Below are 15,697 nucleotides of genomic sequence, written 5' to 3' on the forward strand. Positions count from 1 at the left end.
CATATAGGATCTCTTAAATTTAAACATTTGGTTTGGGATTATATGTAAGGAGATAAAAAGCATTGCATTGGGTAATTATGTTACTCTTTAGGCAATTTAAGGTGTTTTTAAATTGTTTTAGAAAGTTTAGTTTTTGAGATAAAAAAGTGATAACACCTATTTAAATTATTTTAACTTTAAAGTCCAAATAAAAATAAAAAAAGATGAAAACAAAAATAATACTTGCCATGGTCTTCTTATGTTCTGCATTCTCAATATATGCACAACATCAACAGGAATTTGTAAAAGAATATTTGGTAGAAGGAACAGATACATTGAAATTAAGGGTTTTGTACCCAAAAGATTTTAAAAAGACTGAAAGTTACCCCTTGGTGGTATTTCTTCATGGAGCAGGTGAAAGGGGGAATGATAATAAAAAGCAATTGACACATGGGAGTAAATTATTTGTAGATTCTATTCAAAAATATCCTGCTATTGTAATTTTTCCGCAATGTAAAGAAGAAGATTATTGGGCAAATGCAACTGTTGATAGAACCACACAGCCTTTAACATTAAGTTTTCCAACAGAAAGTAAACCTACAAAATCGATGCACTTAGTAATGCGATACTTAGATGAATTGGTGAAGAACTCCTATATAAAAAAGGAACAGATTTATCTAGGTGGGCTTTCGATGGGAGGTATGGGGACTTTTGAATTATTAAGTAGAAAACCAAATTTTTTCGCGGCTGCCATTTCCATTTGCGGAGGAGGGAATCCAGAATTGGCTGAAAAATATGCAAAGAATACCGCCATGTGGGTTTTCCATGGAGCGGAAGATAATGTTGTAAATCCACAATTATCCGTAAAAATGGTATCTGCATTATTAAAGTATGGAGGAAAACCAAATTTCAATATCTATAGTAAAGCCAATCATAACAGTTGGGATAGTGCTTTTGCAGAGCCAGAATTATTGTCTTGGTTGTTTTCCAATAAAAAAGAGTAGCTCATTAAAATTTTAAAAAAATATCCTAACCGAGAAATCAGGATTTAAAATCAAGTAAAAATGAATCGATTAAAATTACGAAACACCTTGTTTCTAATCACTTTTTCGTTACTTTTTATGTCTTGTCAAAGCCAAAAAGTAACCACTGTTCAGAACACATTATCAATCGAAGAGAAAGTAGATTCGTTGATGAAGTTAATGACATTAGAAGAAAAAATTGGTCAATTAAATTTACCCAGTGCCGGCCAAATAACCACAGGACAGGCTACAAATTCTGATATCGCTGGTAAAATTGAAAAAGGCTTAGTAGGTGGACTTTTCAATATAAAATCAGCCGCAAGTATTCATGAAATTCAAAAAATTGCAGTGGATAAAAGCCGTTTAAAAATTCCTTTACTTTTTGGAATGGACGTCATTCATGGCTATAAAACAACGTTTCCAATTCCTTTAGGGTTATCCTCTTCTTGGGATATGGATCTTATTGAAGAAACGGCCAGAGTAGCAGCGAAAGAAGCCTCTGCAGATGGTATTAACTGGACGTTTTCTCCTATGGTTGATATATCTAGAGATCCTAGATGGGGTAGAGTTTCGGAAGGTTCTGGAGAAGATGTTTATATCGGTAGTAGAATTGCTGAAGCCATGGTAAAAGGGTATCAGGGCGAAGATTTAGCCCTAGATAACACCATTATGGCGTGTGTAAAACACTTTGCATTATATGGTGCTGCAGAAGCAGGTAGAGATTACAATACGGTAGACATGAGTAAAATTAGAATGTATAACGAATATTTACCTCCTTACAAGGCTGCAGTTGATGCTGGTGTGGGTACCGTAATGGCGTCATTTAATGAAATAGATGGTGTGCCAGCAACGGGTAACAAATGGTTGCTTACCGATTTATTAAGAAAAGATTGGGGATTTAATGGTTTTGTAGTCACTGATTATACAGGTATTAACGAAATGATCGCTCATGGTATGGGTGATTTGCAACAAGTCTCTGCTATGGCTTTAAAAGCAGGAAGTGATATGGATATGGTGGGTGAAGGTTTTTTAACCACACTTAAAAAGTCTATAGACCAAGGTAAAGTAAGTATAGAGGAGCTTGATAATGCCGTTAAAAAAATAGTAACTGCAAAATATAAGTTGGGACTTTTTGATCATCCATATCAGTACAGTAATGTTGAACGAGCAAAGAAGGAAGTTTTTACTAAAGAGAATAGAGATTTTGCAAGAAAAGTTAGTGCGGAATCAATGGTTTTATTAAAAAATGAAAATAATGTTTTACCGTTAAAAAAATCGGGAACTATTGCTTTAATTGGCCCATTATCAAATACGGCGTTGAATATGTCGGGGACATGGAGCGTAGCAACAGATCAAGAAAAATCAATACCCTTGTTGGAAGGTTTAAAAACAGTGGTCGGTAATAAAGCAACTATAGTACATGCCAAAGGAAGTAATGTGGATTACGATTTAGATTTTGAAAAACGAGTGACCATGTTTGGGAAAGAAATTCCTAGAGATGGTAGAACGGACAAAGATCTATTAGATGAAGCTCTAAAAGTAGCTTCAAAAGCTGATGTTATCGTGGCTGCAATTGGCGAAACTGCTGAATTCAGTGGAGAGAGCAGTAGTGTAACTAATCTTCAGATACCACAAGTACAAAAAGAGTTGTTGAATGCCTTATTAAAAACAGGCAAACCAGTGGTTCTTGTGTTGTTTACAGGCAGACCATTGTCCATAACGGAGGAAGATAAAAATGTTCCAGCAATTCTTAATGTTTGGTTTCCGGGAAGCGAAGCGGGCTTAGCAATTTCAGATGTTTTATTTGGTGATGTAAATCCTTCAGGTAAATTAACAGCTACGTTTCCGATGAATGTTGGTCAAGTTCCTATCTTTTATAATCATAAAAATACAGGAAGGCCGTTGGGGAATAAGGATGGCAGATTTGAAAAATTTAAAAGTAACTATTTAGATGTTAAAAATGAGCCTTTATATCCTTTCGGATATGGCTTAAGTTATACAACATTTGATTATGGTAAATTACAATTATCTACAAAAGAAATTTTATTTTCTGAAAAATTAACAGCCACTGTAACGGTTACGAATTCAGGAAATTATGATGGGGCAGAAGTAGTGCAACTTTATATTCGAGATAAGGTAGGAAGTGTTACCCGTCCCGTAAAAGAATTAAAAGGATTTCAAAAAATATTCCTAAAAAAAGGAGAAAGTAAAAAGGTGAGTTTCACAATATCAATAGAGGATTTGAAATTTTATAATAGTGATTTAAATTTTGTTGCGGAACCTGGCGATTTTGACATTGCGATTGCAGGCTCTTCTGCATTTGAGTTTAAAGAAGGTTTTGTCTTGAAAAAATAAAGAACTGAATGTATAAGTGAAGCTGCCTAAATAACCTTATCAAGCTTAAACTTTTTGCTACATTAGCATCTCAATAAAAATCAAAAATGAAAAAACTTACCACATTACTTATTTTTTTACTCATAGTTACAGTTAATGCACAAACAAAAACAACCTATACCTACGCTATAAAAGGAAAGGATACGTTGCAATTAGATGTTTATCAGCCTGAAAATAGTGTAACTACAGCTACATTACCTACATTGTTATGGATGCATGGTGGTGGTTTTGGAGGTGGAGCAAGAGACGACGAACGGGAGCAAGCATTAGCAGAATATGCGGCGAATAATGGTTTTGTAGGGATATCAATTTCATACCGTTTAATGCGAAAAGGGGAGCCTACAGGTTTTGGGTGTAATTGTCCCAAAGAGGAAAAACTTAGTACATTCAAAGCTGCCGCTGAAGATTATATGGACGCGGCCTTATTTGTGATAAATAATGCAAAAAAATTAAATATAAATACAAATAAAATTATAGCTGGTGGTAGTAGTGCAGGAGCAGAGGGTATTTTAAATGCGGTGTACATGCGTGAATATTTTATTGAAAATTTAGAGAAATATAAAACAGTACAATTTGCAGGTGTATTTTCATTGGCAGGAGCCATCGTTAATGCTAATTATATAACAAAAGAAAATGCAATTCCGACAGTATTATTCCATGGAACAGACGATAATTTAGTTCCTTTTGGTGCGGCATCACATCATTATTGTGATGTTGATAAACCAGGATACCTTGTGTTGGAAGGCTCTAGTATTATTGCTGAAAAATTAAGGGAATTGGAAACCTCTTATTATTTTTATGTAAAAAAAGGTGGAAAACACGAAATGGCTGGAGTTCCTTTATATGATTTAGACAATGTGTTTAATTTTTTTAAACAAACCGTTTTAGATGATAAAACCATACAGATTAAGAAAATAAACAATAAATAAATTATGCGTCATCTTCTCATTGTTATCTTTTTATCTTTATTCTTGCTTTCTTGTAATAATAAACAGAAAAACAACAAAGAACAATTCGAGAAGCCTACGAGACCGAATATAATATTTATAATGGCAGATGACCATGCAGAACAAGCCATTAGTGCTTATGGACATCCGATAAGTAAATTAGCACCAACGCCAAACATTGATAGAATAGCGGACGCTGGAGTACGCTTTAATAATAATTTTAATACCAATTCAATTTGCGGACCAAGTAGAGCTGTTATTTTAACAGGGAAGCATAGTCATATTAACGGATTTAAAATGAATGGAGATAAATTTGATGGCAATCAAGTTACCTTACCAAAATTACTACAAAAAGAAGGTTATCAAACGGCTATCGTAGGAAAATGGCATTTACATGGATATCCACAAGGCTTTGATTACTGGAATATTATTGAAGATCAAGGGCACTATTATAATCCCGATTTTATACATAATGGAGATACAACAAGAATAGAAGGTTATGCCACAGATATAATTACAGACATGAGTTTAAAATGGTTGGAAGAAAATTCAAAAAAAAAGAAACCTTTTTTTATGATGATTCATCACAAAGCCCCACATAGAAACTGGATGCCTGCTCCAAGACACATGAACTTATATGATACGGTTACCTTTCCAATACCTGAAAATTATTTCTCAAAACACGAAAATCAGTTATCAGCACAGCTCCAATTGCAAACGGTCTATAAGGATATGTATGAAGGGCACGACTTAAAAATGACGCTAAAAAAAGGAAGTCCAGAATTAGCTCATAATCCATGGACAAATGATTTTGATAGAATGTCTTTTGAGCAACGAACGGAATGGGATAAAGCGTATCAATCCAAAAATGATGCTTTTCATGATGCTAACTTAACTGGTAAAGCATTGGCAGCATGGAAATACCAACGTTATATGCAAGAGTATTTGGCCACCATAAAATCAGTTGATGAGGGGGTAGGTAAAATTCTCGATTATTTAGAAGAGAATAGGTTGTCAGAGAACACTATTGTAGTATATACTTCAGATCAAGGGTTTTATCTCGGAGAAAAAGGTTTCTTTGATAAACGCTATATGTATGAAGAGTCTTTAGGTATGCCTTTATTAATGAAATATCCTAAAGGTATTACAAAAGGAACACTAGTAGAAGCATTAACACAAAACTTAGATTTTGCGGAGACTTTTTTAGATTATGCCCAAGCTCAAATTCCCGCAGATATGCAAGGGAAATCACTAAAGCCCTTGTTAGAAGGTAAGTTACAGGATAAGGATTTTAGAGATGCTATTTACTACCATTACTATGATTTTCCTGCATTTCATATGGTTCATAAGCAGTATGGTGTAAGAACAAAACGTTATAAGTTAATTCATTTTTATGATGATATTGACGCATGGGAGTTATATGACCTACAGACAGACCCAAAGGAGAATAAAAACCAAATAGATAACCCAGAATATAAAGCGATAAAAGAAAGCTTATTAATTACATTAGATTCACTGCAAAAGGTATATAAAGTAACTGAAAAGGATTTTAAAAAGGCTTCAAAGAAAGCAGTGAACCTGAATTATGAAAAATTTAAAAGGTTGAGAGGTACTGAACCTTTGATAGACTTTTAACAATTTATTTAATTTGTTTACCTTAGACGTTCTTAAAATAAACCCACCCCTTATGAAAATTACTGCTCCAATTTGTAAACTTATTACCTTGCTAATTTTAATGTGCATGGTGTCATGTATACCAAAAGAAAAACCAACGAAAAAGTGGTTGAAAGGGAATTTGCATGCCCATTCCTATTGGAGTGATGGCGACGATTTTCCTGAAATGATAATGGATTGGTATAAAACCAATTCATATGATTTTACGGTACTTTCTGATCATAATACCTTAAATGAAGGCGATAAATGGATTACGATATCTATGAAAGAGCATCTGCAAAAAGGATTTAAAAATTACCTAAACAAATTTGGGGAAGATTGGGTGGAGCATAAGTTAGACAGTGCAGATAACATACAGGTCAAATTAAAAACACTACAAGAATATAAGTCACTTTTTGAAGATGAAAATTTTATAATGATTCCTTCTGAGGAAATAACAACTGGATTTGAAGGGAAGCATATTCATATCAATGCCACAAATATTCAGAAAGTAATTAAACCCTTAAAGGGCGATTCAAAAGTAGCTATAATTCAAAAGAATATAGATGCTATTCTCGCTCAAAGAAAAGAAATGAACGTACCCATTATGCCGCATATTAATCATCCAAATTTTGGATTTTCCTTAACGGCAGATGATTTTGTACAATTAAATAATGTGCAATTTTTCGAAGTTTATAATGGACATCCCGCGGTTCATAATGAAGGCGATTCAACACATTTAAGTACAGAACAAATTTGGGATGTTGTAAATACGGCATATGTACAAGAAAACAAACCTTTGCTTTATGGTATAGCCTCAGATGACAGTCACCAATACCACCAATTCTCAAAAAAATATAGTAATGCAGGTAGGGGTTGGGTAATGGTTCAATCAGATAGTTTAAAGGCAGAAAATATTATTACCGCAATGGAAGCTGGTGATTTTTATGCAACTACAGGCGTTCAGTTAGAAGAGTTATCTCGAGTAGACAATGAATTACATATAAAAGTAAAAGCAGAACCCAATGTGAATTACAAGATAGAATTTATTGGTGTTACTGCGTCAGATAATAAGACAAAGGTTATTAAAGTAGTCAATGGTTTAGAAGCTTCATTGGTTTTAGATAAAGATTATTTATTTATAAGAGCTAGAGTTGTTTCAAACAAAACCAATATGAATTTCTTTGATGAAAATGAATTTGAAAAAGCATGGATTCAGCCGATAACTCTTAAGTAAAATTACCTTTAAAAATGGACGCTTTTTATTGCGACATTTTTTTAAATAAACGATATTTGTATATCAATTAACTAATCACTATCAATACAATTATGACAGCACATTTCGGATTTTGGGATTATTTTATATTTATAACCTATGCACTCCTTATTTTAGGAGTAGGATTATGGGTATCACGCGATAAAAAAGGACATCAAAAAAATGCTGAGGATTATTTTTTGGCGAGTAAGTCATTGCCATGGTGGGCAATTGGAGCTTCTTTGATAGCTGCGAATATCTCCGCAGAACAATTTATAGGGATGTCAGGATCAGGATTTGCTTCTGGATTAGCTATTGCCTCATATGAATGGATGGCCGCATTGACCTTATTAATCGTGGGTAAGTATTTCTTGCCTATTTTTATTGAAAAGGGTCTGTATACCATTCCCGAATTTGTAGAAAAAAGGTATTCTACCAATCTTAAGACCATTTTAGCCGTATTTTGGATTGCGTTATATGTATTTGTCAACTTAACGACAGTGTTATATTTAGGAGCTTTAGCGTTAGAAACCATTATGGGCGTGCCTATGGTTTATGGTGTGTTGGGACTAGCACTTTTTGCTGCTGCCTATTCACTTTACGGTGGATTATCTGCTGTAGCATGGACAGATGTAATACAAGTTGTGTTTTTAATTTTAGGAGGTTTGGTGACGACTTATTTAGCCTTAGATACAGTTTCTGGTGGAAACGGTTTTTTAGCAGGACTTACCAGAGTTTATGAAGAAGTACCTGATCGTTTTGCGATGATCTTAGATAAATCAAATCCTGAATTTAAAAACCTACCAGGTATTGCAGTTTTAGTAGGAGGTATGTGGGTTGCCAATTTGTATTATTGGGGGTTTAATCAATACATCATTCAAAGAACATTAGCCGCCAAATCATTAAAAGAAGCTCAAAAAGGTATATTATTGGCTGCTTTTTTAAAGATGTTAATTCCACTAATTGTTGTAATTCCAGGTATTGCAGCTTATGTAATGATTAATGACCCAGAAATTATGGCGAATCTTGGTGATGCAGGCTTAAAAAACTTGCCTTCTTTAGAGCAAGCCGATAAAGCCTACCCATGGTTATTACAGTTTTTACCAACGGGTCTTAAGGGAGTTGCCTTTGCCGCATTAGCTGCCGCAATTGTTTCATCATTAGCTTCGATGTTAAATTCAACGTCAACCATTTTTACAATGGACATCTACAAGCAGTATATCAACAAAAATGCAGATGATAAAAGTACGGTAGGTATGGGAAGAATATCTGCTGGAGTTGCTTTGCTTATTGCAGCACTTTTAGCTCCGCAATTGGGTAATTTAGATCAAGCATTCCAGTTTATTCAAGAATATACAGGTATTGTAAGTCCTGGAATTTTAGCAGTGTTTATGTTAGGTTTATTCTGGAAAAAAACAACAAACAAAGCGGCCATTATTGGTGCGTTATCTTCTATTCCTATTGCCATGTATTTTAAAGTTGGCCCAAATGGATGGTCAACAAGCTCTCTATTTGTTGATGTTCCTTTTATGGATCAAATGGGATACACTTTTATATTGACCATGATCGTTATAATTATAGCCAGTTTAATACAGCATCATGGTAAAAATGATGAAAAAGGAATTGATATTAAGAAGGGCTTATTTAAAACGAGTCCGGTCTTTAATATTGGTGCTTTTATTGTGATGATTATATTAGTCTTGTTATATTCTGTATTCTGGAATTAAGAAGATAACACTTGCGTTTTTATCGGAATTTTTAATTAAACAACATTTTCTAATTCTAAATTAGAAAATGTTGTTTAATTTTATAGCATATAAGACAATTAAAATTATGCCAAAAATTCTTTCTGTAAAACAATTATACGCAGCTGATACCGCAACGGTAAAAAAAAATGACATTAGTTTTATCGACCTAATGGAACATGTGGGTACGTTGTGTTTTCAATGGATTCACGATCGACTTCAAGGAGATCCTATAACCATTCAAATATTTTGTGGTACGGGTAATAATGGAGGTGATGGTTTGGTAATTGCGAGACATTTAAAACAATATGGATATAATGTTAAAACGCATATTATTAATTGTGGTAATGATCGTTCAGAAGTCTTTCTTAAAAACTACGATAGACTAAAAGAAATTGGTGTTTGGGCAGAGATGATTACTTGTGAAAGTGAACTGCCGGCAGTATCAGAAAATGACATGGTGGTTGACGCTATTTTTGGGTTAGGGTTGAGTAGAAAACCAGAAAATTTAATTAAAAAAGTGATAGAACATATTAACGGTTCAAATGCCTTTGTATTATCTATAGATTTTCCGTCTGGTTTATATGCTGAAAAGTCGGTAACGGATACCGTATCCGTTGTAAAGGCGTATCATACGTTAACTTTTCAAACTCCCAAATTAGCATTTTTATTACCAGAAAATCGTTATTATACTAAAACTTGGGAAGTACTTGATATTGGATTAGATGCTGAATATATTTACAATGCCAAAACTGATAATTACCTCCTGTACAAACAAGATATCAAACCAATGTATCGTTTTAGAGAGAAATTTTCTCATAAAGGTGAATTTGGTCATGCCGTAATCATTGGAGGAAGCTATGGTAAAATGGGAGCTGTTACATTGTCTACAAAAGCCGCAATATCTATTGGTAGCGGTTTAGTTACGGCTCATATACCACAATGTGGATATCAAATCATACAAACTTCAGTTCCTGAAATAATGGTAGAAGTTGATGCCGAAAATGAAATGCAAAAGTTTGATATAAACATTAATGCAACGGTGATTGGTATTGGCGTTGGAATGGGTACGCATATAGAGACGGTTAAGGGATTTACGGAATTTTTAAATAAAAATAAAGTACCGTTGGTATTAGACGCAGATGCTTTAAACATAATTTCAAAAAATAAAGAATTATTAAAATTAGTACCAGAAAATTCTGTTTTAACGCCCCATCCCAAAGAATTTGAAAGATTAGTTGGGAAATGGAAAAATGACTATGATAAATTAAAAAAACTACGTTCATTATCCAAAAAACATAAGATTATTATAGTACTAAAAGGAGCTTATTCTGCTATTGCTCATGAAGGTGCATTATTTTTCAATTCTACAGGAAATCCGGCATTGTCTACAGCGGGTAGTGGAGATGTGTTAACAGGAATAATTACGGGGTTAATTGCTCAAAATTACCATCCATTTGAAGCTGCAAAAATGGGAGTGTATTTGCATGGAAAAACATCAGAATTAGCAATGAAGACAAAAGTTTATGAAACATTTATTGCTTCTGATATTATTGATTATTTGTCAAGTGCTATTATGGATTTATTAATGAAAGAGCCTAAGGTTGTTCCACAAAAAGAAGCCGAATCAAAAAATGATAAAAAAGCGAAACCTGATGAGGGAACGGAAATGTACATCTAACAATAAATTAATATCTTAGTATAGTTGATTGTCAGCTTTGTATAATGTTGTTAATAACTGCATTATCAATCGTTAATAAAGATTGATTTATTTTGATACTTTTGCGGAAAATTAAATGCTAACCTGCACAATTGCAGATAATAAGAAAAATAATGCTTCCCTTCAATAAATTAGTCAATACCAAATTATTTTTATTTTTTACCATAAGTCTTTTTATTAGTTTTTCGTCTATTGCACAACGTGCGGTAGATTATGTAAATCCTTTTATTGGTACTTCAAATTTTGGAGCTACAAATCCTGGTGCAATTGCACCAAGAGGTATGGTAAGTGTTTCTCCTTTTAATGTTGCCGGTAAACAAAATAAACACGAAAAAGATAGCCGCTGGTTATCCAATCCATATGTTCATGAAAATGAATTCCTAACAGGGTTTTCTCATGTAAATTTAAGTGGAGTGGGGTGTCCTGACCTTGGTGTTATTATTTCTATGCCTACCGTTGGGGAGCTAGAAATAGATCATTTAAAATATGGCACTACCTATAAAGATGAAATAGCAAAAGCAGGTTACTATAGCACCACTTTAGATAAATCGAATATTAATGTGGAAACAACAGCAACTACTAGAACAGGCGTTAGTAGATATACTTTCCCCGCTGGTAAAGCTAATATTTTATTGAATTTAGGTTTGGGCTTAACAAATGAGCAAGGAGCCATGATTAAAGTCGTATCTCCAACAGAAATTGAAGGTATAAGAACTGTTGGTGGATTTTGTTATTACAAGCCAGAAGAAACCTATCCTGTTTATTTTGTAGCACAAGTAAATGTTGAAAGTGACGAATTTGGAGTTTGGAAAAAAACAAGAAAGGAATCTGGTGTTGAGGCAGAATGGATGGGGTATAATGGAAAAGATCGGTTTTATAAAAATTATTATAAAGAAGTAATGGGCGATAGTATTGGAGGCTATTTTTCATATAATTTCGATAAGCCAACAAAGGTGGAGTTGAAAGTAGGAGTTTCTTATGTAAGTATTGAAAATGCTAGAGAAAATTTAGAACGAGAAACTTCCAATTTAACATTTTTAGAAATTTATCATAAAACGGAATTAGAATGGAATGATTTACTTTCTAAAATTTCAGTTGAAGGTGGAACAAAAGATGATAAAACGGTATTTTACACGGCCTTATATCATACGCTTATTCATCCCAACACATTGAATGATTACAATGGCGAATATCCTAAAATGAGTACTAGAGAGACCTTAAAAACGAATGGTACTCGATATACTGTTTTTTCACTTTGGGATACCTATAGAAATTTACATTCATTAATGTCGTTAGTTTATCCAGAGCAACAACTAAATATGGTAAACAGCATGCTTGATATTTATGACGAAAGCGGTTGGTTGCCAAAATGGGAGTTAAATGCTACAGAAACAACTACAATGGTTGGTGATCCTGCAGGAATTGTTTTAGCAGATACTTATCTTCGTGGCATTCGTAATTTTGACATAGAGAAGGCATATGAAGCGATGGTTAAAAGTGCAGATCAAATAAATAACAATCCGTTAAGACCTGGTTTAAAAAATTATATAGAAAAAGGATACCTAACAAGTTCAGATGCAGGTTCAGTGTCTACAACACAAGAGTATAATATTTCTGATTTTGCAATTGCACAATTGGCTCAAGTACTTGGAAAGAAGAAAGATGAAGAACGATTTAGAGAACGTTCAATTTCGTATAGAAATCTATTTGATAAAGATTATAAATTGTTAAGACCTAAAAATAATGACGGAACATGGTACAGTCCTTTTGACCCGTTAGCAGGTGCAAACTTTACAAAAAATGTTGGTTTTATAGAAGGTAATTCTTGGCAGTATTCTTTTATGGTAAGTCATGATGCTGATTATTTAATAAGACTAATGGGCGGTAAGCGAGCATTTACAAGTCAATTACAAGAAGTATTTGATAAAGGACATTTTGATATGGCTAATGAACCAGATATAGCCTATCCGTATTTATTTAATTATGTAAAGGGAGAAGAATGGCGTACGCAAAATATGGTGAATGCTCTAAGAAGATCATATTTTAAAAATGCACCAGATGGTTTGCCAGGTAATGATGATACAGGTACTATGTCTGCCTGGATTATTTATACCATGATGGGTATTTATCCAGTAAGTCCTGCAGATCCAATGTATACGTTAACTACACCTGTTTTTGATAAAATTACAATTGAATTAAATCCTAAATTTTATAAAGGAAGAGTGCTCGTTATTGAAAAAGAGGGAACTGGTAATATTAATGAGGTTTTATTGAATGGAGAAGAACATAAGAGCTATTTTATCAATCATTTTGAGTTAGTTAATGGCTTTAGATTAAAGTTTTTATTGGAGTAGTATATAGAATACCGTGTAAGGTTCTCTTTTTATTATTAGATAATCTACTATTTATGAGTTCATAGTTGTTGTTTGTCGATTAGATTATTGATTTATAGAAGTCTAAATTATATTTGAAAGAGGATATTTAAATATAAACTATGATTTTTTCTAAGAGAATTAATAAATTTCGGATAAAAACAAAAGTTATAAGCATTGGAATACTTTACTTCCTATTTAGTACTGTTTTTATTTCATGTTCTGATGGTCATATCAAATTGACAACAAATGGAACAACAGCTTATGAAATTGTTTATATAGGAAAAACATCTGAAAGTGCATATCAATCAGCTGCAATACTTAAAAAATATATAGACAAAATTGCTGGGACAGATATCGGACTAGTAGGTGAGGGGTCACAAAGTACAAAAGGGAATAAAGTATATGTAGGTGCTATTAATGAATTGACTTTGGCACCACATGAAGTGAATATCCAACTAAAAGATAAAAACATTTTTATTTCTGGAGGCTCTGATAACGCATTACAAAATGCTGTTTATATTTTTATAGAGGATTATTTGGGTGTAAAATGGTTTTCGCCGACTGTAGAGAAAATTCCATCCCAAAATTCAATTTTAATACCAAATACTCTTAGTTTTAATTACAAGCCGGAAATTACTACAAGAACGGTTCATTCAAGATTGTTTTATGAAAATGATGAATTTGCTGACAAATTAAAAGTTACAACAGAAGCTTTTCCTACTTATGTGTCAGATGCAAGAGTACATACTTTTCATAAATTTATTCCTGAAGAAAAATTTTTCAAAGAACATGCTGAATATTTTGCCTTAAGGGAAAATAAGAGATTACCTACTCAATTATGTTTAACAAATAGTGATGTCTATAATATTGTAAAAGATTCTGTAGCTTCTTTGTTTCAGAAAAACCCATTAGCCAAAGTAATATCAGTTAGTCAAGATGACAATACACAATATTGTCAATGTGAGAATTGTTCAAAAATTGATGAAGAAGAGGGGAGTCCAGCCGGTTCATTGATTTTGTTTGTAAATAAAATTGCTGAAAATTTTCCAGATAAACAAATATCAACATTGGCGTATCAACATACAAGAAAACCTTGTAAAACAAAACCAAGAGAAAATGTACTGATTACACTATGTTCTATAGAATGTGATAGAAGTGCTCCTATTACCGAAAAGTGCAATGATTTTACGGAAGATTTAATAGGATGGAGTAAATTGACAGATAATATCCGTATTTGGGATTATACCACACAATTTACTAATTTTTTAGCTCCATTTCCAAATATGAACACTTTACAACCTAATGTTCAATTATTCAGAGATAATAATGCAAAATGGGTTTTTGAACAACATAGTAATAACCCTAGTGAATTATTTGAACTTCGTTCATATATTACGGCAAAATTATTATGGAACCCTGATTTGGATATTGATTCCTTAATTACTGAATTTACAGATGGTTATTATGAAGAAGCAGGAGTATATGTTAAAAACTATGTCGATTTAATTCATGCGGAACTTAAAAAACATCCTGATTTTTTCTTATTCCTTTATGGAGATCCTTCACAGGCTTTTGATTCTTATTTGAATCCTGAATTATTAGAGATTTACAAAGAATATTTTGATGCTGCGGAAAAAGCTGTGGCTACAAAATCTGAAGTATTAAAAAGAGTAAAAGAAGCTAGATTAAGTACTGATTATGCTATTTTAGAAGCTGCTAAACAGAATCTTAACTCACAACTTTCCTTAGTATTTCAAGAAAATCCCAGCAGTGCCAATGTGTTTATTAAAGAAAAATTGGAAGACTTTTACAAAACCTGTAAGGCTGCTGATATTAACTTAATGAATGAAATGGGCTTTACAGTAGAAGAATATTATAATTCTTATAAAAAAACAATTGAAGTCGCCATTAAACCAAATATCGCAAAAGGCAAAAAAGTAACCTTACTTACCAAGCCTAAAAAGTATGCTAATGAAAACCCACAGGTGTTAACCGATGGAGCTCTAGGTGGTAATAATTTTTATGCCAATTGGTTAGGCTTCGAAGGCAATCATTTAGAAGCGGTTATAGACTTAGATTCCATACAAACCATAAGTTCTATTTCGACAGCATTTTTACAAGTTACAAATCATGTTGTTTTTTATCCTTTAAATGTTAGTTATTATTACTCAAATGATAACAAAATATTCGAGAAGTTAGGTGTATTGGTTAATGATGAGCCCTTAAGTAAAACTAGCAAAATAAATGATATCAAATATTTTGAATTTACGTTCCCAAAAGTTGCTGCTCGTTATATTAAAATAAAGGCTGAAAATATGAACACTGCTCCGTATTGGCATCATGCTGCTGGGCTACCAAGTTGGGTTTTTGCAGATGAAATAATGGTGGAATAGTTTAGGTTACCATGTATCAGAATTGTTAAACCCTTTGTTTTATTGGTTACACTAAGTTTATTCTAAGTAAGCTTTACTTTTCTTATTACATTTAAAACACATTTAATATTGCAATTCCTAAAATGCAAATGACAATTAATTTTCAATAAATTTTAGTTTAATTGAGTTATTTCTGCATAGTATAATACCATTATAAATGGTGTTGAAATTTCCA

The 15,697-nt window shown here is 32.8% G+C and carries 9 protein-coding genes; all 9 read left to right on the forward strand.

Annotation, left to right across the window (positions count from 1 at the left end):
• Positions 1-203: 203 nt before the first annotated feature.
• The 9 genes from FF125_RS09760 (at position 204) to FF125_RS09800 (ending at position 15,483) form a co-directional block, all read left to right on the forward strand.
• Positions 204-983 carry a carboxylesterase family protein gene (locus tag FF125_RS09760; RefSeq protein WP_138949597.1) on the forward strand — a complete coding sequence of 260 codons (780 nt, stop codon included), beginning with the start codon at positions 204-206 and terminating at the stop codon, positions 981-983.
• A gap of 117 nt (positions 984-1,100) precedes the next feature.
• Positions 1,101-3,356 carry a beta-glucosidase BglX gene (gene bglX, locus FF125_RS09765; RefSeq protein WP_138952492.1) on the forward strand — a complete coding sequence of 752 codons (2,256 nt, stop codon included), beginning with the start codon at positions 1,101-1,103 and terminating at the stop codon, positions 3,354-3,356.
• Between the two features lie 86 nt (positions 3,357-3,442).
• Positions 3,443-4,324, forward strand: coding sequence for an alpha/beta hydrolase (locus FF125_RS09770; protein ID WP_138949598.1), 882 nt, complete (start codon positions 3,443-3,445; stop codon positions 4,322-4,324).
• A gap of 3 nt (positions 4,325-4,327) precedes the next feature.
• On the forward strand, positions 4,328-5,977 hold the full coding sequence (locus tag FF125_RS09775) for a sulfatase family protein (RefSeq protein WP_138949599.1): 1,650 nt from the start codon (positions 4,328-4,330) through the stop codon (positions 5,975-5,977).
• Between the two features lie 52 nt (positions 5,978-6,029).
• Positions 6,030-7,232: a PHP domain-containing protein gene (locus FF125_RS09780; protein ID WP_250629726.1), complete on the forward strand. Its 1,203-nt coding sequence runs from the start codon at positions 6,030-6,032 to the stop codon at positions 7,230-7,232.
• Positions 7,233-7,324: 92 nt separating this feature from the next.
• Positions 7,325-8,977, forward strand: a complete 1,653-nt coding sequence (locus FF125_RS09785; RefSeq protein WP_138949600.1) for a sodium/sugar symporter — start codon at positions 7,325-7,327, stop codon at positions 8,975-8,977.
• 106 nt (positions 8,978-9,083) lie between these two features.
• Positions 9,084-10,676 (forward strand): NAD(P)H-hydrate dehydratase, encoded by a 1,593-nt coding sequence (locus FF125_RS09790; RefSeq protein ID WP_138949601.1) that lies wholly within the window; start codon positions 9,084-9,086, stop codon positions 10,674-10,676.
• 152 nt (positions 10,677-10,828) lie between these two features.
• Positions 10,829-13,069, forward strand: coding sequence for a GH92 family glycosyl hydrolase (locus FF125_RS09795; RefSeq protein WP_138949602.1), 2,241 nt, complete (start codon positions 10,829-10,831; stop codon positions 13,067-13,069).
• A gap of 140 nt (positions 13,070-13,209) precedes the next feature.
• The gene (locus FF125_RS09800) at positions 13,210-15,483 is read left to right on the forward strand and encodes a DUF4838 domain-containing protein (RefSeq protein WP_138949603.1); all 2,274 of its coding nucleotides are present in this window, start codon (positions 13,210-13,212) and stop codon (positions 15,481-15,483) included.
• Positions 15,484-15,697: the final 214 nt, after the last annotated feature.

The sequence above is a fragment of the Aureibaculum algae genome, assembly GCF_006065315.1.
Classification (GTDB): Bacteria; Bacteroidota; Bacteroidia; order Flavobacteriales; family Flavobacteriaceae; genus Aureibaculum; species Aureibaculum algae.

Coding starts and splice junctions, on each gene's coding strand:
- FF125_RS09760 (WP_138949597.1), top strand. CDS start 204: ATGAAAACAAAAATAATACTTGCCATGGTCTTCTTATGTTCTGCATTC.
- bglX (WP_138952492.1), top strand. CDS start 1,101: ATGTCTTGTCAAAGCCAAAAAGTAACCACTGTTCAGAACACATTATCA.
- FF125_RS09770 (WP_138949598.1), top strand. CDS start 3,443: ATGAAAAAACTTACCACATTACTTATTTTTTTACTCATAGTTACAGTT.
- FF125_RS09775 (WP_138949599.1), top strand. CDS start 4,328: ATGCGTCATCTTCTCATTGTTATCTTTTTATCTTTATTCTTGCTTTCT.
- FF125_RS09780 (WP_250629726.1), top strand. CDS start 6,030: ATGAAAATTACTGCTCCAATTTGTAAACTTATTACCTTGCTAATTTTA.
- FF125_RS09785 (WP_138949600.1), top strand. CDS start 7,325: ATGACAGCACATTTCGGATTTTGGGATTATTTTATATTTATAACCTAT.
- FF125_RS09790 (WP_138949601.1), top strand. CDS start 9,084: ATGCCAAAAATTCTTTCTGTAAAACAATTATACGCAGCTGATACCGCA.
- FF125_RS09795 (WP_138949602.1), top strand. CDS start 10,829: ATGCTTCCCTTCAATAAATTAGTCAATACCAAATTATTTTTATTTTTT.
- FF125_RS09800 (WP_138949603.1), top strand. CDS start 13,210: ATGATTTTTTCTAAGAGAATTAATAAATTTCGGATAAAAACAAAAGTT.